This window comes from Streptomyces sp. NPDC048565 (assembly GCF_040650935.1).
Taxonomy (GTDB): domain Bacteria; phylum Actinomycetota; class Actinomycetes; order Streptomycetales; family Streptomycetaceae; genus Streptomyces.
The window spans coordinates 15,677-37,873 of record NZ_JBEZIH010000046.1 but is presented as its reverse complement, the minus strand read 5'-3'; the positions used below and the strand labels follow the sequence as shown (position 1 = coordinate 37,873).

The window sequence follows — 22,197 nt, the reverse complement described above, 5'->3', positions numbered from 1 at the left end:
AGTTCAACCGCTCCCCCGACGTCCACCCCACCACCGACCGGCATCACCGTCACCCTCGCGGCCCGCGGCTCTTGATCGGTGCGGTGGTACGCGGTCAGGCAGACTTCCTGCTGTCCCGCGGGTGCACGGCAATGTTCATGGCGCCGGAGCGCAGAACCGCCAGCCTCTCGGCCAGCACTTCCTCCAGCTCCTCGCGGGTGCGCCGCTCCATGAGCATGTCCCAGTGCGTACGCGCAGGCTTGCCCTTCTTCTCTTCGGGGCCGTCCCCGTCCACCAGGAGTGCCGTGGCGCCGCACGCCTTGCACTCCCACTCCGCCGGAATTTCCGCTTCTACCGAGAACGGCATCTCAAATCGATGTCCGTTCGGGCAGGCGTACTCCACCGCCTGGCGCGGGGCCAGATCGATACCGCGGTCCGTCTCGTAGCTGGTAACCACGAGTCGCGTACCGCGGAGAGCTCGCTCACTCATGAATCGTGCCTCCCGGGCTTGTCGCCCACAGGACAGGTGTCGCTGTCGTCGTCATCCGGTCAACGTCCGGTCGGCGGTAAAGATTCCCGTTGCCGGTCATGCGTCGCCCGTCGTTCCGCTGCTTGGTCTGGGTTTATTACCCACCGGTGCCCGGTTTGTCACCTGCTGGCCGAAGTTACCGTCCAACGGTTCGGCTTCTTCCACTCGCAGTAACGCTCCTCCGGGCAGGCCAAAGGCGTACACTACCGGCCTTTCAGTTCAACGTCTAAATCCGGTCCGGCACGGGATTGCCCGCGGCGGCCACGGCGGCCCGCACGGGAACCCTCGCCAGCAGGACCGAGCCGAGCGCGAAGAAGAGCACCAGGGACAGGATCGCGTCCCGGTAACTGCCGGTGAGCTGGTATCCGAGACCGAAGACCAGGGGCCCCAGCCAGCTGAGTCCCCGGTCGCTCATCTCGTAGGCGGAGAAGTACTCGGCCTCCTTGCCGCGCGGGACCAGATGCGAGAACAGGGACCGGGAGAGGGCCTGGCTGCCGCCCATCACCAGGCCGATCGCGGCCGCCAGGACGTAGAAGAACACCGGCGCGTCGGCGGGCAGCACGTACGCCGCGGCGAGGATCAGCGTCCAGATGACCAGCGAGGCGAGAATCGTGCGCTTCGCCCCGTACCGCCGGGCGAGTCGCCCCATCCCCAGCGCCCCCGCCACCGCGAGCACCTGGACGACCAGCACCGCGGTGATCAGGGTCGTCTGGTCGAGGCCGAGCTCCTCGGAGCCGTACAGCGAGGCCTGGGAGATCACCGTCTGGATGCCGTCGTTGTAGACCAGGTAGGCGAGCAGGAAGGACAGCGTGAGCGGGTGGCGGCGCATGTCGCGCAGCGTCGCCCGCAGCTGGCGCCAGCCCGAGCCGACCGCCCCGTCCCCGCCGGGCTCCACCCGCCGGTCACGCAGCCGCCGCAGGGGTACGAGCGCGAAGGCGCCCCACCACACACCCGCCGACGCGATACAGATCCTGACCGCGTCGGACTCGGAAAGGCCGAAGGAGTCGTGGCCCGTGTAGAGGACCAGATTCAGGACGAGGACGAACGCGCCCGATGTGTATCCGAAGGCCCAGCCGCGCGAGGAGACCGCGTCGCGTTCCTCCGGGGTGGCGATCTGGGGCAGATAGGCGTTGTACAGGGCCATCGACACGGAGATCGAGGCGTTGGCCACGATCAGCAGGAAGGCCCCCAGCAGATAGCGGTGGCCGTCCAGGAAGAACATGCAGGCCGTCGCGGCGGCCCCGGTGTACGCGGCCGCCGCGAGCAGCGGCTTCTTGCGCCCGGTGCGGTCCGCGGCAGCTCCCACGACCGGCATGACGATCACGGCCACGACGATGGACACCGACACGGAGTACGCGAACAGCGAGCCGGCCCGGACGGGTATGCCCAGCGGATGCACGAATCCGTCCGCGTCGGCAGCCGCCTTGGCTATGGACGTCAGATAGGGGCCGAGGAACACCGTGAGGACGCTGGTGGAATACACGGAGCACGCGAAGTCGTAGAAGTACCAGCCGCGTTGCTCCCGTCTGCGTCCTGCGGCCCCGGCCGGTGATCCGGCCGGATCCTCCGTGCCCGCGATACCGGTGCTCACGCCGCGCCCCCTCGTTCGTCCCGTGCCGACGCGGCGGGTCCAGGCGTCAGGACCAGGCCCCTCGCTCGCTCAGCACCGTGCGCAGCGTCTCGATGTGATCGGTCATGATGCCATCCACCCCGAGGTCCAGGAGCGCCGCCATCCGTTCCGCTTCGTTGACCGTCCAGACATGGACCTGCAGACCGCGCGCGTGCGCCGCACGGACGAAGCGGCGGTCCACGACGCGCACGCCGTTCCGGCTCTCCGGGACCTGCGCGCAGACCGCGCCCGCCCGCAGCGCCGCCGGTATGCCGTACGAGCGCAGCTTCAGGCCGAGCACTCCGCGTACCCCGTAGGAGGTGGCAAGACGCGGGCCCGCGAGGCGGTGGGCCCTGGCGACACGTGCCTCGGAGAACGACCCCACGCACACCCGGTCCCATGCGTCGGTCCTGCGGATGAGGTCCACCAGCGGGGCGAGGGCGGGCTCCGCCTTGACGTCCACGTTCCAGCGGGCGTCCGGGAACTCCGCCAGCAGTTCCTCGAAGAGCGGCAGCGGTTCGCTGCCCGCCACCCTGGCCCGGCGCACCTCGCTCCAGGGCAGCCCGGCTATCGGTCCGCGGGAGTCCGTCACCCGGTCCAGGGTCGGGTCGTGGAAGGCGACCAGCCGGCCGTCCGCCGTGGCGTGCACATCGGTCTCGAAGTAGCGGTAGCCGACGGCGGCCGCGCGGCGGAACGCCGCTGCGGTGTTCTCCAGGCCGTCGGCAGCCCCGCCGCGGTGGGCGAAGGGGATCGTGGAGGGATGGTCCAGGTAGGGGTGGCGCCCCGAGGTCACTGCGGTCACCGCCGAAGTATCGCCCCCAGCGGTGACCGCCCGGCAACGGCCACCGTTCCCGCGTCCGGCGCGGGAAGGTCGAACAGGCGCAGGAAGAACTGCGCGAGCGGGCCGATGGCGAGGGCGTAGAGGACCGTGCCGGCGCCGAGGGAGCCCCCGAGCAGGAAGCCGGTCACGACCACGACCACCTCGATCGCCGTACGCACGAGCCTGATGGAACGGCCGGTGAGCCGGTTCAGGCCCGTCATCAGGCCGTCGCGCGGCCCCGGGCCGTAGCGTGCGGAGATGTACAGGCCCGTGGCGACGCCGTTGAGCACGATGCCCGCGGCCATCAACGGGATCCGTGCCCCGAGGCCGTGCACATCCGGTACGAGGGCCAGGGTGCCGTCCATCGCGATCCCGACGGCGAAGACATTGGAGACGGTGCCGAGCCCCGGGCGCTGCCTGATCGGGATCCACAGGAGCAGGACGACCGCTCCGACGATGATCGAGACGACCCCGATGGAGATGCCGGTCCGCTCGGCCAGCCCCTGATGCAGCACGCCCCACGGTTCGAGTCCGAGTCCGGCGCGGACCAGGAGCGCCGAACTCGCCCCGTACAGGGCGAGGCCCACATAGAGATTGGTCAGCCGCCGGGTGATCCGGGAGCCTCTCCGGGAGGTGGTGTCGGACAAGTGGTGCCCCCTGTGTGGTGGTCGTGGACTGCTTCATGTCACTCTGTGGCAGGGAATTGGCCGCCAACTATGGCCAATCCGAGGAAGGCGGACTGATTTACATGGCGCAGTGGACTTCGACCGTCAGTGCGACGCAGCTCGCCCGCCAGCTCGGGAGCCAGCAGCCGCGCCCCCTGCCGCCCGGTGCCCGTAAGCCGCCCGCCTACCGCGCTCTCGCCGACGGTGTGCGCCTGCTCGTCCTCGAGGGCCGCGTCCCGGTCGCCGCGCGCCTTCCCGCCGAGCGTGAGCTCGCGCTGGCCCTGTCGCTCAGCCGGACCACCGTCGCCGCGGCCTACGAGGCACTGCGGGCGGAGGGCTTCCTGGAGTCGCGCCGCGGGGCCGGCAGCTGGACCGCGGTCCCGGCGGGTAACCCGCTGCCCGCCCGTGGCCTCGAACCGCTGCCCCCCGAGTCGCTCGGCTCGATGATCGACCTGGGCTGCGCCTCGCTGCCCGCCCCCGAGCCGTGGCTGACCCGGGCAGTCCAGGGGGCGCTGGAGGAACTGCCGCCGTACGCCCACACACACGGCGACTACCCGGCCGGACTTCCCGCACTGCGGCAGATGATCGCGGACCGCTACACGGGGCACGGCATCCCCACCATGCCCGAGCAGATCATGGTCACCACCGGGGCGATGGGCGCCATCGACGCCATCCGCCATCTCTTCGCCGGGCGCGGCGAGCGCATCGCCGTGGAGTCCCCGAGTTACGCCAACATCCTCCAGCTCATGCGGGAGGCGGGAGCCAGGCTGGTGCCCGTGGCGATGGAGGAGGGCCTCGGCGGCTGGGACATGAACCGCTGGCGCCAGGTCCTGCGGGACGCCGCGCCGAGGCTGGCCTACGTCGTCGCCGACTTCCACAACCCCACCGGCGCCCTGGTCGACGAGCAGCAGCGCCGCGCCCTGGTGGAGGCAGCCCGATCGGCGGGCACGGTCCTGGTGGTCGACGAGACCATGCAGGAGCTGTGTCTGGACCCGGATGTCGAGATGCCCCGCAAGGTCTGCGCGTTCGACCCGGCGGGCAGCACCGTCCTGACCGTCGGCTCCGCGAGCAAGGCCTTCTGGGCCGGCCTGCGGATCGGCTGGGTGCGGGCGGCGCCCGACGTCATCCGCAGCCTGGTCGCGGCGCGCGCGTACGCCGACATGGGGACCCCCGTGCTGGAGCAGCTCGCCATCAACTGGCTGATGCGGACCGGCGGCTGGGAGCAGGCCGTGGCGATCCGGCGTGAGCAGGCGCGGGAGAACAGGGACGACCTGGTGCGCGCCCTGCGCCGGGAGCTCCCGGGGTGGGAGTTCGAGGTCCCGGCCGGGGGCCTCACCCTGTGGGTGCGCACCGGCGGGCTCTCCGGCTCCCGGCTGGCCGTGGCGGGTGAGCGGGCCGGTGTCCGGGTCCCGTCGGGGCCCAGATTCGGGGTGGACGGAGCCTTCGAGGGCTATGTGCGGCTGCCCTTCACCGTGGGCGGCCCGGTCGCGGACGAGGCCGCGGTGCGGCTCGCCGCGGCGGCGGCGCTGGTCGGCTCCGGCGCGGGCGCGGGAGCCGAGGCGCCCCGGACCTTCGTGGCCTGACCCGGACCTTCGTGGCCTGAGCGCCCCGGGGTCACCCTTCCGCGGCGGCCGGCGCCGCGATCAGCTGTTCCGTGTGTTCCTTGCGCATGGACACGGTCTCCGGCGCGGCCTGCTCCTGCTGCTCGGCCTGCTCCACCTGCTCCACCTGCTCCACGGCCGGAGCCCCGCCGGGCAGCAGGTCGAGCACCGCCTGCCGGTGCGCCTCGCTCGTGGCCTCGTCGTACGGGTCGGGGGTGGCCGGCACCTGGAGCCGCAGGACGGGCCCTGAGCCCAGCCGGGTGTAGCCCCGGCCCGGCGGGACGTCGGAGGTCGGTGTGGTGTGCGGCTGCGTGCCCAGAACCGCCTCGACCTCCGCCCGGTCGGCGGGGCCGAGTACGGCGCGCGCCCTCGTGTGCGACAGCACGGTCCCGGTGAGGGCGTCCAGGCTGTCGAACTGGTCCGCGACCACGACCGTCACTCCGGCGGCGCGGCCGTGCCGCAGCGGCACCTGGAGGAGCTCCTGCGGGTCCTGCCTGCCGTCGGCTGCGGCCAGGTGCCCCAGTGTGCTCGGGCGGTCCAGCAGGATCCAGAGGGGTCGCTTGATGTCGTCCGGCTCGGGGTGACCGGACTGACGGGCCCGGTTGGCGGCGATGAGCCGGCGCTCGGTCTCGTGCGCCGCCCATTCGAGCGTCGCGAGGGCGCCGCCGAGACCGCGTTCCACGGCCAGCACGCCGTCCCGGCCGGTCAGGAAGCCGTACTCGCCGGTGCCGCCGCCCTCCACGACGAGGATGTCGCCGTGCTGGAGGGCCTGCAGGGCAAGGGAGCGCATCAGGGTCGTGGTGCCGCTGCCGGGGTGCCCGGCGATCAGCAGATGGGGTTCCGTCGAGCGGGCACCGGTCCGCCAGATCACCGGAGAGGCGTCCCGGGTCGTGTCCCCGTCCTGGACCGGAACGGTGCGGGGCACCGCGTCGGCGTCGGTGAAACCCAGTACGGCCTCACCGGGCGCGGTGACGAACCGCTGGGCGGCGATGGTGGTGGGGAGCGCGGTGAGCACGGTCATGAGGAGGTGGTTGCCCTCCTCGTCCCAGGTGAAGTGGTATTCCCTGCCCCGGCCCGACTTGGCGTGGAGCACCTGCTCGACCCGGGCGCGGGCCATGGGATCGCCGTCGGTGAAGTACGCGGGGTAGTTCACCTGGAGCCGGGTGAGGCGCCCGTTGCCGTCGAACTCGTACGACGTGCCGAAGGCCTTCTCCCAGTCGCCGCCGTGGGAGAACAGCGGACCGGGGTCGTCGGCCACGGAGAAGTGCGGCACCAGCGCCTCGTACAACGCCTGGAGCCGTGCGGTTTCCGCCTCGTCGGGGCCGGTCTTCGCGGGGGTGCGGTCGCGCCCCCGCCATGCGGCAGCGCCCATCACCGAGACGAGGGCCAGCAGCGGCCCGTAGGGGATGAGCGCCACCATCACTACGCAGGCCGCGACAAGGAACAGCACGTGCCCGCGCCGGTCCCTGGGCGTCGCGGCCCACTTCTGCCGCCCCGCCCCCGCCAGCAGCCGCAGACCACGGGTGACCGTGATCAGCGGATGGAGGACGTCGGTGGCGCTGTCGGCGGCCGTGCGCGCGATCTCGCGACTGCGGGTGATCGAAGCGCTGCCGCGCTGAAGGATGCGGGGGAGTGGTCGCCGGGCCACATCGGTCTCCTGGAGAGGTGGGAGCGGTTTTCGGAGCGTCAGAACTTGATCCCGCCCAGCATGCTGGCGAGGCTCGCTCCGCCGGCCGTGATGCTCGGGGCGATGGCCGTGCCGGCCAGGTAGAAGCCGAACAGGGCGCAGATGAGGCCGTGGGAGGCCTTGAGTCCGTCCTTCTTGAAGAACAGGAAGGCGATGACACCGAGCAGTACCACGCCCGAGATGGAGAGGATCATGAGTGGTTCTCCTGGTTGAGGGGGACAGTCGCCATGAGTACTTCCAGGATCACAAGATGTACCTATACGATAAAAGGTGCAACTGGGTGAATATCATTCGATTTCACCCGACCGGTGGGTGGGAAGCGGTCGCCCGGAAGCTCCGCGAACCGCGCATACCTCGGAGCAGTACTCTGTCGATTCACTCGTACGGCCCTCACCGTCGTACGTCCCACCAGGTCAGCAACCGAGACAAAGGCATTGGAAGGCGGTCCGTCCCATGAGCGAAACCCCCGACCCCGAGGTGGTCGAGCTGGCGACCAAGGTCTTCGACCTGGCCCGCCGTGGCGAGAGCGACGCGCTCGCGGCCTATGTCGACGCGGGTGTCCCGGCGAACCTCACCAACGACCGGGGCGACTCCCTGCTCATGCTCGCCGCCTACCACGGGCACGCCTCCGCCGTCGTCGCGCTCGCGGGCCGGGGCGCCGATCCGGACCGGGCCAACGACCGCGGGCAGACCCCGTTGGCCGGAGCCGTCTTCAAGGGGGAGCGCGAAGTGATCGACGCACTGCTCTCCGCCGGAGCCGATCCGGCCGCCGGGACCCCCTCCGCCGTGGACACCGCGCGCATGTTCGGCAAGGACGACCTGCTGGAACTCTTCGGTGCGCGCTGAGGCGCCGGCTGACCGCTGCGTCGTAAATGTGGTCGCGTCGGCGAAATGGCTGGGTCATCATGACGTCGCGGGCCCGTCCCGGGCCACCGACGAGAGGCAGAGGAAGATGAGCACCAGGCAGAAGACGGCGATCGGCCGATCATGTTGCTGCGCGGCCTAGTGCCACGGCACCAGTGCCACGGCACGTGGAACAGCACGTGGAACAGCACAGTCCCCGGTTGCGTCGACAGCTTGATGTGAGGCTTTCCCCATGTTCGATCCGTTCATAGCGCCGAGCGGCACACTGCTCGGCCTGCTGCAGCGGGGCCGCGGCGACGGCACGCTCCACGCGCTCGCCGCCCCGCGTCCCGAGGCCCTGGCGGCCCTCAACCACTGCGTCCTGAGCGATCCGCGTCATGACTGGCAGGTCGAGAACCGTTCCCTCTACTACGCCCGCCTCTACCTCGATCTCGACGGTGGCACCGAGGAGATCGAGCGGCACCTGTGGGACCCCGAGGACCACCTCGACACCGACGACTCACGCACGGGCCTCTCCCTCGCCGTGCTCGGGCACCTCGCCTCCTACGGGCGCGCCGACGCCCTCACCCTCCTGCGCCGGTACGCGGCGACCGGGGCGAACTGGGCCTGGGCACTCGACGAGCTGGCCCTGCGCGACGACGACGCGGGGCTGCGTTCCCTCGCCGGTCCTGTGCTCGCCCGCTTCCCCGCCACCGCGCAGGGCACCGCCGAACTGGCCGCCGCCGTACGGGACGCCTTCGAGCCCCGGCCCTGGCGGCTCTGGGCCGACGACCCGCGCGCGACGGTCGGCGCCCGGGTCAGGGCGGCGACGGAGCAGGGCTCCTTCGACCGGTGGCAGCGCCAGATGCGGCCGGGCGGACCGCGCCCCGGCTGGAGCGTCCAGGCCGTCTTCGACTGGGCCCAGGAAGGGCTCGAACGCGGCAGCGCGCTCCATGTCCCCGCCGCCCGCTGCCTCTCGGCCGTCGCGGGGGCAGAGGACCGGCACCTGATCGTCGAGGCCGCCCGCAGCGGCCCGGATGGCGCGCGCTGCGCCGCCCTGCACTATCTGGCCGAGGCCCAGGACCCCGCCGTGCTCGACCTCGTCGAACAGGCCGTCGTCGGCCCGTCCCCCACCGTCGCCGATGCGGCCGTCGCCGCCTTCGAGCGGATGTGCGGAGACGCCGCGGTCGGCCGGGCACGGCGCTGGGCCCACCGCCCCGACGCACTCGGGGCCTCGGCGGCCGGGGTGTTGGCCTGCCGCGGCGCGGCACAGGACGCCCAGCTCGTCCTCGGCGCACTGCGCGAGGCGGTCAGGGGCGAGGGCCCCGACGCCCCTCGTCTGTGGACCCTCGTGGACGGCGCGGGGCGCCTGGGCATCGCCTGCGCAGCGCCCGTCCTGCGCCATGTGTACCGGGAGACGTCCTCCTCGCACCTGCGCGGCCGTGCCGCCGACGCGCTCGCCGCGACCGATCCGTCCTTCGCCAGCGGGTTCGCCGTCGAATGCCTCTGGGACTGCGAGGAGACCACCCGTGAGCTGGCCGCACACCACGCGGAGACCGGAGACATCCGGGTCGCCGAACGGCTGAGGCGGCTCGCCGCCGACCCGGCCGAGGAGGCCGAGGTCCAGACCGCCGTACGCAGCAGGATCGGACCGGACGCACCCGCCGTCTGAGCCCGCGCTCCGCCGGTAGGACGGGGGACCGCATGCCGCGCGCCGGGGGCGCGCGGCGCAACGCTCATGGGACGTTCCCCGGGCGGAAAGATCCAAGTCGGCAGGGGCACGCCCGGCGCGGTGACAACAGCCGTATGCGTGTCGTCATCGTCACCGAGTCCTTCCCTCCCGACATCAACGGTGTGGCCCACTGCACCCTGCAGACCGCCCGGCACCTCGCGGCCCGCGGTCACCAGCCGCTCGTCATCGCCCCGGCCGGCGCCACGGCCACCACCGGCTCCGCCTCCACCGGCGACCCCTGCCCCGTGGTGCGCGTCCCCTCGCTTCCGCTGCCCGGCTATCCGCAGGTCCGCGTGGCGCTTCCAGGCCGGCGGCTCGCCGCCGCGCTCACCGGGCACCGGGCCGAACTCGTCCACCTGGCCGGACCGTTCGTCCTCGGCGCACGGGGCATGGCGGTCGCCACCCGGCTCGGCCTGCCCGCCGTTGCCGTCTACCAGACCGACCTGGCCGGCTACGCCCGCACGTATCTGGGCACCGGGGAGGGCGCCGCCTGGCGCCGGATGCGCGCCGTGCACAGCGCCGCCGACCTCACCCTCGCCCCGTCGTCCGCCGCTCTGCGCGACCTCACCGACCACGGTGTGCCCCGGGTGAAGCTGTGGCCGCGCGGAGTCGACACCGTACGGTTCCGCCCCGGTCTGCGCGACGAGGCCCTGCGCCGCGCACTCGCCCCCGGAGGCGAGAAGATCATCGGATACGCGGGACGGCTCGCCCCCGAGAAACACGTCGAACTCCTCGCCGGTGCCTGCTCACTGCCAGGCGTGCGCGTCGTGGTGGTCGGCGAAGGACCGAGCGAGTCCTCGCTGCGCCCCGCGCTGCCGGGCGCGGTCTTCCTGGGGCGCCGTACGGGCGAGGAGCTCGCCCGCTTCTTCGCCTCCCTGGACGTCTTCGTGCACACCGGCCCGTACGAGACCTTCTGCCAGACCGTCCAGGAGGCCATGGCCTCCGGGGTCCCGGTCGTCGCCCCGGCGGCCGGCGGTCCGCTCGACCTCGTCGCCCACGGGAGCACCGGGCTGCTGGTGCCGCCCCACGACGCGGGGGCGATCAGGGACGCGGTCGCCGCACTCGTCGCGGACACCGCTCGCGCCGATGCCTTCGGCAGGACCGCGCGGGCCACGGTCGAGGGCCGCACCTGGGAAGCCGTCGGCGACCAGCTGCTCGGCCACTACGACGAGGTCCTCGGCGGCCGGACGGCGGTGGCCGCGTGAACGGGCCCGGCCATGACGGCCTCAGGATCGTACGGCTGGCGAACTTCGTCACGCCCGCATCGGGTGGCCTGCGCACCGCACTGGACGAGCTCGGGCGCCGCTGTCTCGCGGCGGGACACGAGCCGGTCCTGGTCGTCCCCGGCGCCCCGCCGACTCGCCCTCGGCGACCGGCCCGGCCACGAACCGCGGCAGCCGCCACCGACCCGCCCGGCAGGCGTCCTCCGGCCGGCGACGAGGGCACCGGCCGGCTGGCCCGCCGCAGCACGGGCCTGCTGCCCCAGCTGCTGGGACTCGCGACGGCCGAGGCCCGTCACTGGGCGCGCGGCACGAGCGGACAGCTCGACGCACGGGCCGAGCAGGCGCTGGCCGAGGCATTGGCCGCGCTGCCCGGTACGCCGTTTCTGCGAGGGTTCGTCCCGCACGCCAGAATGGAGGGATGACCGGACGCTGGGAGTTCTGGATCGACCGTGGCGGGACTTTCACGGACGTGGTGGGACGTGACCCCGGCGGCCGGCTGATCACCCGCAAACTGCTGTCGCACGATCCCGGCCGCTACCGCGACGCGGCCGTCGCGGGAATCCGGCTGCTGCTCGGTCTCGGCCCCCACGACCCGGTCCCCGCCGACCGGGTCGCGGGCGTCAAGATGGGCACGACGGTCGCCACCAACGCCCTCCTGGAGCGACGGGGCGAGCCCACCGTCCTGGTCATCACCGAAGGCTTCCGCGACGCGCTGCGGATCGCGTACCAGAACCGGCCCCATCTCTTCGACCGCCGCATCCTGCTCCCCGAGGCCGTGTACGAACGGGTCGTCGAGGTCCCGGAACGCATCGACGCCCGTGGGCGGACCGTGAAGGCCCTCGACCGAGCAGCCGTGGCCGGGCACCTCGCGGCCGCCGCACAGGACGGCATGCGCAGCGCGGCCGTCGTCCTCATGCACGGCTACCGCCACCCGGACCACGAGAGAGCCGTCGCGGACGAGGCCAGGGCGGCGGGCTTCACCCAGGTGAGCTGTTCGCACGAGGTCAGCCCGCTGATCAAGCTCGTGCCGCGCGGCGACACCACCGTCGTCGACGCCTATCTCTCGCCGATCCTGCGCCGCTACGTCGAGGAGGTCGCGGCCGAACTCCCGGGCATCCGCCTGATGTTCATGCAGTCCAACGGCGGGCTGCGCGAGGCCGCGCACTTCCGGGGCAAGGACGCCGTGCTCTCCGGCCCGGCCGGCGGTGTCGTCGGCATGGTCCGCACGTCCGGGCAGGCAGGCCACGACCGGGTCATCGGCTTCGACATGGGCGGCACCTCCACCGATGTCTCGCACTACGCGGGTGAGTTCGAACGCGAGCTGGGGACCCAGGTGGCCGGGGTGCGGATGAGCGCGCCGATGATGAGCATCCACACCGTCGCAGCGGGAGGCGGATCCGTCCTGCACTTCGACGGCCGGCGCTACCGGGTCGGCCCCGACTCGGCCGGAGCCGACCCGGGCCCCGCCTGCTACCGGCGGGGCGGGCCGCTCACCGTCACCGACGCCAACGTGATGCTCGGCCGTATCCGCCCGGAGCACTTCCCCGCGGTCTTCGGCCCGGACGGCGACCAGCGGCTCGACGCCGGTCTCGTGCGGGAGCGCTTCGCCGCACTGGCCGACGAGGTATCGGCGGCCACCGGAGACACACGCACGGCCGCCGAGGTGGCCGCGGGCTTCCTGGACATCGCCGTGCTCAACATGGCGAACGCCGTCAAGAAGATCTCCGTCCAGCGGGGCCACGACATCACCCGCTACGCGCTGACAGGCTTCGGCGGCGCCGGAGGACAGCACGTCTGCGCCGTCGCCGACGCCCTGGGCATCGCCACCGTCCTCGTACCGCCGCTGGCCGGCGTCCTGTCCGCGTACGGGATCGGGCTCGCCGACGCCACCGCGATGCGCGAGCAGACCGTCGAGGCCGGACTGGACGAGGCGACCGCAGGCAGGGTGCGCGGTGTCCGCGACAGCCTGGCGGAGCGCACCCGGGAGGACCTGCGCTCCGACGGCATCCCCGACAGCTCCATCGGGACCCGGGCACGGATCCTCCTGCGCTACGCGGGCACGGACGCCGCCCTGCCCGTCGCCCACGGCACCGTCACGGCCATGGCGGAGGAGTTCGCCGAGACCCACAGGACACGCTACGGATTCACCATGGACAAGCCCCTGGTGGTCGATGCCGTCTCCGTGGAAGCCACCGGAACGGCCGGACCGCACACCGCTCCGCGCGTCGGCGCCGGAACCGGAGAAGGACCGCTCCGTGCCCTCGGAACCGTGTCGATGTTCACCGGGGACGGATGGCGGGACGCCGCCCTGTACCGCCGCGCGACCCTGCGCGCCGAGGACGGTGTGACCGGCCCGGCCGTCATCACGGAGGACGACGCCACCACCGTCGTGGACCCCGGCTGGCAGGCCACGGCCGGACCGGCCGGACACCTCGTGCTGCGCCGGGTGGAGGCGCTTCCCGAACGGACCGCCGTCGGCACCCGGGTGGATCCGGTCATGCTCGAAGTGTTCAACAGCCTTTTCATGTCAATCGCCGAACAGATGGGCGTGCGACTGGAGAACACGGCACACTCCGTCAACATCAAGGAACGGCTGGACTTCTCGTGCGCGCTGTTCGACGCGCAGGGCAACCTGGTGGCCAACGCCCCGCACATCCCCGTGCACCTGGGGTCGATGGGGGAGTCCATCAAAGAGGTGCTGCGGCGCAACGAGGGCACCCTCAGGCCCGGTGATGTGTACGCCGTCAATGACCCGTACCACGGCGGTACCCACCTGCCGGACGTGACCGTCGTGACACCCGTGTTCGACGAGCCCGCGGACGGACAGGGCGGAAAGGACGGACAGGGCGGTCATGCGGACGGACAGGAGCGCGCACTGCGCTTCCTGGTCGCCTCGCGCGGCCACCACGCGGAGATCGGCGGCATCACCCCGGGCTCCATGCCCGCCTTCAGCCGTACGGTCGACGAGGAGGGCGTCCTCTTCGACAACTGGCTGCTGGTGCGCGACGGAACCCTTCGCGAGGAGGAGACCCGGGCGCACCTCACCACAGCCGTACACCCCTCGCGCGACCCGGACTCCAACCTCGCCGACCTGCGTGCCCAGATCGCCGCCAACGAGAAGGGCATCACGGAACTGCGCCGCACGATCCGACAGTTCGGCCAGGACGTCGTCGAGGCGTACATGGGTCACGTCCAGGACAACGCCGAGGAGTCCGTACGCCGGATCGTGGCAGGACTGCACGACGGCTCCTGCCGCTACGAGACCGACAACGGCGCCGTCATCGCCGTGGACGTGAGGGTGGACCGCGACGCCCGCCGGGCCGTCCTCGACTTCGAGGGCACGTCCCCGCAGCAGACCGGCAACTTCAACGCCCCCACATCCGTGGTCATGGCCGCGGTCCTCTACGTCTTCCGGACGCTCGTCGAGGAGGACATCCCGCTCAACAGCGGCTGTCTGAAGCCCCTGGAGATCCGCGTCCCGGAAGGATCGATGCTCGCTCCTGTCCACCCCGCGGCGACCGTCGCGGGCAACGTCGAGACCTCCCAGGCCGTCACCGGCGCTCTCTACGCCGCCCTGGGCGTCCAGGCCGAGGGGTCCGGCACCATGAACAACCTCACCTTCGGCAACGACCGGGTCCAGTACTACGAGACCGTCGCGAGCGGTTCCGGCGCGGGCGACGGCTTCGACGGGGCCGACGCCGTGCAGACCCATATGACCAACTCCCGGCTCACCGACCCCGAGATCCTCGAATGGCGCTACCCGGTGCTGCTGGAGAGCTTCGGCGTACGCGCGGACAGCGCGGGTCCCGGCCGGTGGCACGGCGGCCGCGGCGTGGAACGCAGGATCCGCTTCCTCGAACCCGTCACCGTGGCCCTGTTGTCGGGCCACCGCAGGGTCCCGCCGTACGGCATGGCGGGCGGCGGCACCGGAGCTCTCGGCGAGCAGTACGTCGAGCGGGCCGGCGGCGCGGGCACGACCCCGCTCGAAGGGTGCGACACCGCCGAGCTGGCCGCCGGGGACGTCCTGGTGCTGCGGACCCCGGGAGGGGGCGGCTACGGGCGTCCTTGACCGGTCGCTTCTGCGCCGTTTCGACCGTTGTCGGTGTGAGGACCTAATCTGTGCAGCGTGACTTCGCCTGCCGACACCCACACCGCTGCGCCCCAGCTCAGCGCGGGACCGAGGCCCGCCCCGGGACCCGCCGCCGATGAGGGGCTCTCGCGTCGGCTGCGCGCGCTCGCCTGCACCGCCCCGCTGCACGACCTCGACGTGCGCAAGGCCAATCTGGCCGGCGCGTACACGGTGTACGCGATGGCCGAGGTCGCGCTCGCCGCGATCGACCTGGTCACCCTCAACATGGACTTCGACACGGGTGCCGACCACGACCAGATAGTGGCCAGACTCCTCCCTCGGGTCGCGGCCCAGGCACCGGGCAGACCCGTCACCGAGCACGAGCGGGTCGCGCGCTGGGTCCTGGAGAATCTGATCAACGTCGGGAGCGTGGACCGCGGCTTCCGCGCCGTGTACGGCACCTTCGGATCTGACGGCGCCTATGTCCGCAGGGACTACGACTTCAAGCTCATCGAGGAGGTGCCCGGCCACGGCGGCAGCGTCTACCTCCGCGCCACCGACGAAGCGGTCAACGTCCTGGTCGGCGCCCTGGACACGGACGTCACCAGCGCCCAGATCGCCGCCGAGGTGAAGCTGGAGGTCCTCATCAGCAGGGGCCGCCTCGCCGACGCCCAGCTCGCCGCCGAACAGGCCCGCTACCGCACCGTGCAGTACGCCGAGACGCTCCGCAGGACGCTGGAGGCGACCCGGCGCAACGTCCGCGCCGTCGACTGGCTCAACGCCGTACCCGACATGATCACCGAGGCGCTGGACCACGTCGCCGACCGCTACCGCCACGAGAACGCGATCCTCACCAACATCCGCAAGGCCAGGGACGAGGCCGAGGAACCCGAGCACAAGCGCCGTGCCGCCGAGCTCGTCGACATCGTCAAGGACTGCATCCGCCGCCACACCCAGCTCCAGTCCAGACTGCTGGAGGCCGGACCACTCTTCCGCGCCGAGCAGGACCGGCAGGCGTTCGCCACCCCCACCGCGCGGGCGGGCATCGACCTCTACGGACAGCTCGTCGTACCCCTGTTGCCGCTCCCCGTCGAACAGGCGACCCGGGCCACCGATGCGTTCTTCGCGCACGGCACCGGGCTGCGCACGCCCACCTCGGTCCGGGTCGGCGATCTCGTCGAGCTGCTGCTCATGCCGCCGGTGGAGCGGGAACACCTGGGCGCCGAGATGCCCGAACCCGATCTCATCGCGACCCCGGACGACAGCCGCTTCAGCGAGGAGCAGCTGGGATCCGCCATGGAGCTCCTCGACCTGGAGCACGACGCTCCCCGACGGCTCTCCGGACTCCTCGCCGAGGCCCGGCTGCGCGACCCCGAGCTGCCCTACCTGGTCGCCCTGCTCGCCGTCCACGCCGCGAGCCCCCCGGTCGGCACGGCCTACCGCCAGGGTGAGCGCCGGCTGCTGTTCGCCGTGGACGACGGCACCCCGCTGGAGGACCACGAATTCGGCGGAGCCGACCTGATAGTGGGCACGGCCCTGCTGGACGCGGCGGGCATGGCCGCGGACCGCAAGGACGCGTCATGAGCGTTCACGGACAGACCAACCGTCCGCTGCCGCCCGGGAGCGGCGCCCGTACCGAGGAGTCACCGAGTTGAGCGAGCAGCACGCCGAGCACACCGAGGCGTGGGGCGACCAGCCCCTCACGCACGCGGCCGAAGCCGCACGGCCGGCCGCTCCCGCCGCTGTCACTCCCGCGGACGCGGCCGACGCCGCCCGGCTGGTCTCCTTCGGGCTGCAGCCCAAGCTGATGCCTGCCCGCGACGCCGAATACACCGAGCTGCTCCGCAGGTACCGCGAGGAGCCGGCCTTCGCCCGGCTCGCCGACGCCGTCGCCACCGGCCTCGGACTCGTCGTCCTGGAGGTCTCCACCCGCGCCGGGATGGCCGTGACCGCGGGCGAGGACTCCGTCTTCGCCGTACGCATGGGCGACTACGCCCGGCGCGCCTCACCCGACTCCGCCGACCGCTTCCTGCACGGCCTCGCCCACCTCGCCGTCGCCGCCCTGGCCTTCCCCCGCCCCGAGGACCTCTCCGACGACTCCTACATCGGCCGCATCACGGTCAACGGCGTGGACGCCTTCGTCCGCCAGGCCTGCCGGCGCCTGGAGGAGCGCGCCGAGGAGCAGGGCGACAACACCGACCCGGCCACCGACGCGCCAGGACTGGAATCCGGGTGGCGGGTCTACTCCCGCCGCAGCTCCACCGGAGCCACCAAGGACGCCCGCAGGCTCGCCGGTTCCACCACCGGGATCATCGGCAAGGCCGTCGCCTTCCTGACCGACTCGGGCTTCCTCCAGCGCACCGGGGACGACGCGGGCGGCGCCTACCGCACCACCGCCCGTTACCAGCTCCAGGTGCGCGACATGGCGGGCAGCGCCGCCATGGCCGAACTGCTGGAACTCGGCGTCGTCCCGGTCACGGACGGCTCGGCCACCCTGCTGCCCCCGCCCGACGCCGAAGGCCTGGAGCTGGCCGCCGACGCGGGACTCCCCTTCCACTCCTGAACCCCGCCCCGCCGGAGCCGCCCAGTGCGGCTCCGGCCACCCGCCGCCTGAACGACGAGAGTCCGCCGCCATGTACGAGTTGTCCCGGGTCCGCCTCTACTCCATCGGGCCCGCCGGTGCGCGCTACGCCGACACCGTGCTCGACCTGCGCGGAGTCGGTGAGCCCGTACCCAGGCCCGCGCCGGCCCAGGCGGAGTTCTTCGAGGACGAGCCCGTCGGCCCTCCACGCCGCCCCGCGCCCGCCGGAGTGCTCTTCCTGGAGAACGGCGGCGGTAAGTCCGTCCTGCTCAAGCTGATCTTCTCGGTGATGCTGCCGGGCCACCGCAACACCCTGGGCGGCGCCAGCTCCGGCGTCCTGCGCAAGTTCCTGCTGGCCGACGACTGCGGACACGTCGCCCTGGAGTGGCAGCACACCCTCACCGGCGAGTGCGTCGTCGTCGGCAAGGTCAGCGAATGGCGGGGCCGTCAGGTCTCCAACGACCCCCGCAAGTTCGCCGAGGCCTGGTACTCCTTCCGCCCAGGGCCCGGCCTCAGCCTCGACAGCCTCCCCGTCGCCGAGGCCGGCGCGGTGGGCCGCCCCGCCGAAGGCGTATCGGGCGCCCGCGGCAGGCGCCGCACGATGAAGGGCTTCCGCGACGCCCTCATGGACGCGGGCAAGTTCTACCCGCATCTCGACGTCCACTGGGAAGAGATCCACGACCGGTGGAACGAACACCTGGGCGACCTCGGCCTCGACCCCGAACTCTTCCGCTACCAGCGCGAGATGAACGCCGACGAAGGTGAGGCCGCCGGCCTCTTCGCCGTCAAGAAGGACTCCGACTTCACCGACCTGCTGCTCCGGGCCGTCACCGACACCCGTGACACGGACGGCCTCGCCGACCTCGTCAGCGGCTTCGGCAACAAGCTCGGCCGCCGGGCCGAACTCACCGCCGAACGCGACTTCACCGCGGGTTCGGTCGACCTGCTGGGCCGGATCGTCGAGGCCACCACGACCAGGGCCCGCAGCCGTGACGTCCACGCCGGCGCCGAGCGGCGCACCCGCACCCTCGCCCGCAGGCTCTCCGGCCGCGCCGGCGAGGAGCGGGGCCGCACCGCCGAGCTCGCCCGGCAGGTCACGGTCGCCGCCGACACCGTCACCCAGGCCGAGGAGACCCGTGGCCGCCGTGACCTGATCGCGGCCGAACTCGCCTACCGGCACGCCTCCCTGGCCCTGACCGCGGCCGAGAAGAGCGCGGCGGCCCAGCGCCGCGAGCTGGGTGAGGCGCGCACGCTGCACGCCGCCTGGCAGGCCGCCGAAGCCGTCCTGCGCCACCGTGCCGCCGCCGACCGCTCGGCCCGCGTCGCCGTAGCCATCCGGGAGGCCGAGCGCGACGCGGCCCCCGCGCTGGCCGCACGCGCCACAGCCGCCGCCGATCTCGTACGCGCCCTGCACACCGCCGCGGAGGCGGGGGAACGGGTGGCCGACGAGGAGGAGGAGCGCTCCGCGACCCTGCAGTCCACCGGCGAGACGGCGCACCGGGACGCCACCACGGCCGCCACCGAGGCCCAGCGAGCCCGGAGCGAGGCAGGACATCTGCGCCAGCGCCTGGCCGAGGTCGAGCAGGAGACCGCCGAAGCCGTGCGCGCGGGCTGGCTCGACGACACCGCGCCGGACGCCGACCCGGCCCGCGCGGCCCTCGCCGCGAACGACGCCGAACAAGCCGCGGTCGCCTCCTGGGACACCGCCCGGGAGGCAGCCAGGACCACCGCGGACCAGGCGAGGGAAGCGGCGGCGGGGGAGAGCCGCACCGAGCTCGCAGCGGCCCGCGCCGCCGACGGCGCGCAGGCCGCCGAACAGTCCTACGAGGCCGAGCGCAGGGCCGCCGAATCGATCGCCGCCGAACCACGCCTCGCCGACCTGCTGGGCCTCCCGACGGCGACCGGCTCCGGTGTCCCGCGTCCTCGCAGTGCCGTCGCGACGACCGACGGGAACGACGAGACGACCGGGGGAGACGCCCAGTCCCTCACGGCCCAGTCCCTCACGGCGGAGTCCCTCACGGCGGAGGAGTTCGACGCCGGCGCCGACGAGTTGAGGGACCTCCTCGACCAGGGCGTCGCCGCCGCCGAGCGACGGCTCTTCGACCTGCGCACCGCGGCTGCCGACGACTCCCGCATCCTCGGCGCGCTCGGCGACGGCGGGCTGCTGCCGCCGGGGCCCGACGTCCTCGCCACCGTCGAATACCTCGGCGAGCACGGCATCCCGGCCCTGCCCGGCTGGCGCTACCTCGCCCAGGCCGTGGACCCCGCCGACCACGCGGCGGTCCTGGCCGCCCGGCCCGAGCTCGTCGACGGCGTCGTCATCACCGACCCGGACGCGCACACCCGGGCCCGTGAGGTCCTGGCCGCAGCGGCTCTGCTGCCCCGGTCGGCCGTGGCCGTGGGCACCACCGCGGCCCTCCTCGCTCCCGTACCCGCCCCCGGAGGAGCCGGTGCCGGCACCGACGACGTGTTCCTCGTCCCGCCGAACCCGGCGATGCACGACGAACACGCCGCCGACGAGGAGCGCCAGGCACTCAGGGCCAGGGCCGCGGCACGGGACGAGGACATCAGGGCGCTCGCTGCCCGGCTCACCGCCGACCGCTCCCTCGCCGCGCGCATCGGCTCCTGGCGCGCCGACTGCCCGCCCGGGATGCTCGCCGAGCTGGGCGAGGCCGCGCGCACGGCCCGAGCCGCCGCCGAAAGCGCGGAGGCCGCACTCGCCGAGGCCCGCACCGTGCGCGCCGAGGCCGACGAAGCCGCAGCCGACGCCGCCCGCGTCCGCGACGAGCGCCAGGAGGCGGCCCAGCGCGCCCGCCGCGCCGCCGACGCGCTGGCAGGTCTCGCCCACCGGCTCCGCGACCGGGCGGGCTGGCAGGCGCGCCTGCGTGAACTGACCGACGAGGCAGCCGAATCCGAGGCGCGGGCCACGGCGTTCCTGGAGCGGGCACGCGCCGCCGACGAGGACCGCAGGGCCGCCCAGCGCGCGGCGGACGACGCCCACCGCACCGCCCGTGCGCTGCGCGCCGAGCGCGCCGAGATCGCGGGTGCCCCGGAGACACTTCCGGAGCCGGACCCCTCCTCCGCACGCACCTCGCTGCCCGCCCTGCGCGAGGCGTACAGGGCGGCATCCCAGCTGTACGAGAAGGTGGGCGTCGGGGCGGACCTGCGCGCCGAGCAGGCACGCGCGGAGAGCGACGAGAGTGCCGCCCTGGCCGAACTCGACCGCCTCACCAACAAGGTCCGCACCCGCGCCGCCCAGCTACTCGAAGGCACCGACGGAGCCGACGGCCCCTCCCGACAGGCTGCCGCCGCCCGTGCCGAGTCCCTCGTCCAGCTCCTGGAGACCCGGGCGTCCACGGCGAGCGAGCAGCTCGGCCGGCTGCGCGGCGAAGCCGAACGCCTCGCCCCCGCCGACGAGGCACCCCACCACACCGAGCTCCCCGCCGACCTGGCCCCGGCCGACGCCGACCAGGCCCAGAGCCTGCTCCGCACGGCCACGGCCGAACTCGCCTCCGCCACCGGGGCACTGGACACCGCCCGCGCGGCCCACGCCGAACTGCTGCGCGCCCACCGGACCGCAGAGGACTCGGCGAGCGGTTTCGACGAGACCGCCGCGCTCCTGCGCGATCTCCTGCGGGACCACGGGGCGGAGGACCAGACCGAGGCCCCCGACCCGTACCCCGGCACCCTGGAGGAGGCCCGGCAGTCCGCCGCCGAGGCGCGCCGCTCACTGCGCGGCTGCGCCACCGACCTGTCGGCCGCGGAGAGTTCCGTCCGGGAGGCGAGCGACGTCCTCGTACGGCACGCCAACTCCACCCGCTACGAACAGGTCCGCACCCCGGCCAGGCAGCAGATCCGGGAACTCCCGGCAGCCGCCCTGCCCGACCACGCCGAGAAGTGGGCCGCCGCGTTCGCGCCCAGGCTGCGCGTGCTCACCGACGAGCTGGCCCAGCTGGAGCGCAACCGTGACTCCATCGTCGACCGGCTCCGGGGCCTCGTGGAGTCGGCCCTCACCACGCTCCGCTCCGCCCAGCGGCTCTCCCAGCTGCCCGAGGGGCTGGGGGAGTGGTCCGGCCAGGAATTCCTCCGGATCCGTTTCGAGGAACCCGACCAGGCCACGCTGACCGAGCGGCTCGGCGAGGTCATCGACGAGGCCACGCACGCCGCCCTCAAGAAGAACTCCGATCTGCGCAGGGACGGCATGTCCCTCCTGCTGCGCGGTGTCCAGGCCGCGTTGCAGCCCAAGGGCATCGCCGTGGAGATCCTCAAGCCGGACGCGGTCCTGCGCGCCGAGCGTGTACCGGTCGGACAGATGGGCGACGTCTTCTCCGGCGGCCAGCTGCTCACCGCCGCCATCGCGCTGTACTGCACGATGGCGGCCCTGCGCAGCAACGACAGGGGCCGCGACCGGCACCGGCACGCGGGCACGCTCTTCCTCGACAACCCCATCGGGCGCGCCAACGCCACCTATCTGCTGGAGCTCCAGCGCGCGGTCTCCGACGCGCTGGGGGTCCAGCTGCTCTACACGACCGGGCTGTTCGACACGACGGCACTCGCCGAATTCCCGCTCGTCATCCGCCTCCGCAACGACGCGGACCTGAGGGCGGGGCTGAAGTACATCAGCGTCGAGGAGCACCTCAGGCCGGGACTGCCCCAGCAGGACCCCGCGGGCGAGACCGTCCACGGTGAGATCACCGCGACCCGCATGTTCAAGCGGACCGCGGAGGCGACGGGCACCGCGTCAGGTCCCGCCGTCCCTGAGATGCGTTCGGAGATGGCGGACGCGCCCGCGGAGCCGACCCGGCGGGCCACGGACAAGGGATAGCTCAGGGACGGCCGGGGCGACAGCTCCGGGAGGG

General features: G+C 73.0%; 14 protein-coding genes and 1 pseudogene. 9 read left to right on the top strand and 6 right to left on the bottom strand.

Going from position 1 to position 22,197, the window contains the following annotated elements; translation table 11 throughout:
- Positions 1-94: 94 nt before the first annotated feature.
- The 4 genes from AB0C75_RS34810 to AB0C75_RS34795 all read right to left on the bottom strand — a co-directional run bounded on the left by AB0C75_RS34810 (position 95) and on the right by AB0C75_RS34795 (position 3,584).
- Positions 95-469, bottom strand: coding sequence for an RNA polymerase-binding protein RbpA (locus AB0C75_RS34810; RefSeq protein ID WP_078598328.1), 375 nt, complete (start codon positions 467-469; stop codon positions 95-97).
- 265 nt (positions 470-734) lie between these two features.
- A complete protein-coding gene (locus tag AB0C75_RS34805; protein ID WP_362896359.1) occupies positions 735-2,099 on the bottom strand; it encodes an MFS transporter in 1,365 nt (454 codons plus the stop codon).
- 46 nt (positions 2,100-2,145) lie between these two features.
- On the bottom strand, positions 2,146-2,910 hold the full coding sequence (locus AB0C75_RS34800) for a glycerophosphodiester phosphodiesterase (protein ID WP_362896363.1): 765 nt from the start codon (positions 2,908-2,910) through the stop codon (positions 2,146-2,148).
- A gap of 5 nt (positions 2,911-2,915) precedes the next feature.
- Positions 2,916-3,584 carry a hypothetical protein gene (locus AB0C75_RS34795; protein ID WP_362896357.1) on the bottom strand — a complete coding sequence of 223 codons (669 nt, stop codon included), beginning with the start codon at positions 3,582-3,584 and terminating at the stop codon, positions 2,916-2,918.
- Positions 3,585-3,685: 101 nt separating this feature from the next.
- On the opposite strand from AB0C75_RS34795, the gene AB0C75_RS34790 reads away from it, so the two are divergent.
- Positions 3,686-5,185: a PLP-dependent aminotransferase family protein gene (locus AB0C75_RS34790; RefSeq protein WP_362896356.1), complete on the top strand. Its 1,500-nt coding sequence runs from the start codon at positions 3,686-3,688 to the stop codon at positions 5,183-5,185.
- Positions 5,186-5,216: 31 nt separating this feature from the next.
- Here the strand turns inward: AB0C75_RS34790 and AB0C75_RS34785 are convergent, their stop codons facing one another.
- Together AB0C75_RS34785 and AB0C75_RS34780 are read right to left on the bottom strand one after the other, a co-directional pair.
- Positions 5,217-6,851, bottom strand: a complete 1,635-nt coding sequence (locus tag AB0C75_RS34785) for a hypothetical protein (RefSeq protein ID WP_362896354.1) — start codon at positions 6,849-6,851, stop codon at positions 5,217-5,219.
- Between the two features lie 38 nt (positions 6,852-6,889).
- Positions 6,890-7,084 carry a hypothetical protein gene (locus tag AB0C75_RS34780; RefSeq protein ID WP_362896352.1) on the bottom strand — a complete coding sequence of 65 codons (195 nt, stop codon included), beginning with the start codon at positions 7,082-7,084 and terminating at the stop codon, positions 6,890-6,892.
- A gap of 259 nt (positions 7,085-7,343) precedes the next feature.
- Here AB0C75_RS34780 and AB0C75_RS34775 point away from each other — a divergent pair, with 259 nt between their 5' ends.
- From AB0C75_RS34775 to AB0C75_RS34740, 8 genes and pseudogenes are all read left to right on the top strand, one after another.
- A complete protein-coding gene (locus tag AB0C75_RS34775) occupies positions 7,344-7,736 on the top strand; it encodes an ankyrin repeat domain-containing protein (RefSeq protein ID WP_362896350.1) in 393 nt (130 codons plus the stop codon).
- A gap of 250 nt (positions 7,737-7,986) precedes the next feature.
- Positions 7,987-9,405 carry a HEAT repeat domain-containing protein gene (locus AB0C75_RS34770; RefSeq protein ID WP_362896348.1) on the top strand — a complete coding sequence of 473 codons (1,419 nt, stop codon included), beginning with the start codon at positions 7,987-7,989 and terminating at the stop codon, positions 9,403-9,405.
- A 134-nt stretch (positions 9,406-9,539) separates the two neighbouring features.
- Positions 9,540-10,670, top strand: coding sequence for a glycosyltransferase family 1 protein (locus AB0C75_RS34765; RefSeq protein WP_362896346.1), 1,131 nt, complete (start codon positions 9,540-9,542; stop codon positions 10,668-10,670).
- Positions 10,667-10,813: pseudogene (locus tag AB0C75_RS34760) on the top strand (glycosyltransferase family 1 protein); the annotation flags it as partial. The gene AB0C75_RS34765 and the pseudogene AB0C75_RS34760, both read left to right, overlap by 4 nt.
- 293 nt (positions 10,814-11,106) lie before the next feature.
- Positions 11,107-14,757, top strand: coding sequence for a hydantoinase B/oxoprolinase family protein (locus AB0C75_RS34755; protein WP_362896345.1), 3,651 nt, complete (start codon positions 11,107-11,109; stop codon positions 14,755-14,757).
- A gap of 57 nt (positions 14,758-14,814) precedes the next feature.
- Positions 14,815-16,341 carry a hypothetical protein gene (locus AB0C75_RS34750; protein WP_362896343.1) on the top strand — a complete coding sequence of 509 codons (1,527 nt, stop codon included), beginning with the start codon at positions 14,815-14,817 and terminating at the stop codon, positions 16,339-16,341.
- A 67-nt stretch (positions 16,342-16,408) separates the two neighbouring features.
- Positions 16,409-17,320: a hypothetical protein gene (locus AB0C75_RS34745; RefSeq protein WP_362896341.1), complete on the top strand. Its 912-nt coding sequence runs from the start codon at positions 16,409-16,411 to the stop codon at positions 17,318-17,320.
- Positions 17,321-17,390: 70 nt separating this feature from the next.
- Positions 17,391-22,163: a hypothetical protein gene (locus AB0C75_RS34740; RefSeq protein WP_362896339.1), complete on the top strand. Its 4,773-nt coding sequence runs from the start codon at positions 17,391-17,393 to the stop codon at positions 22,161-22,163.
- Positions 22,164-22,197: the final 34 nt, after the last annotated feature.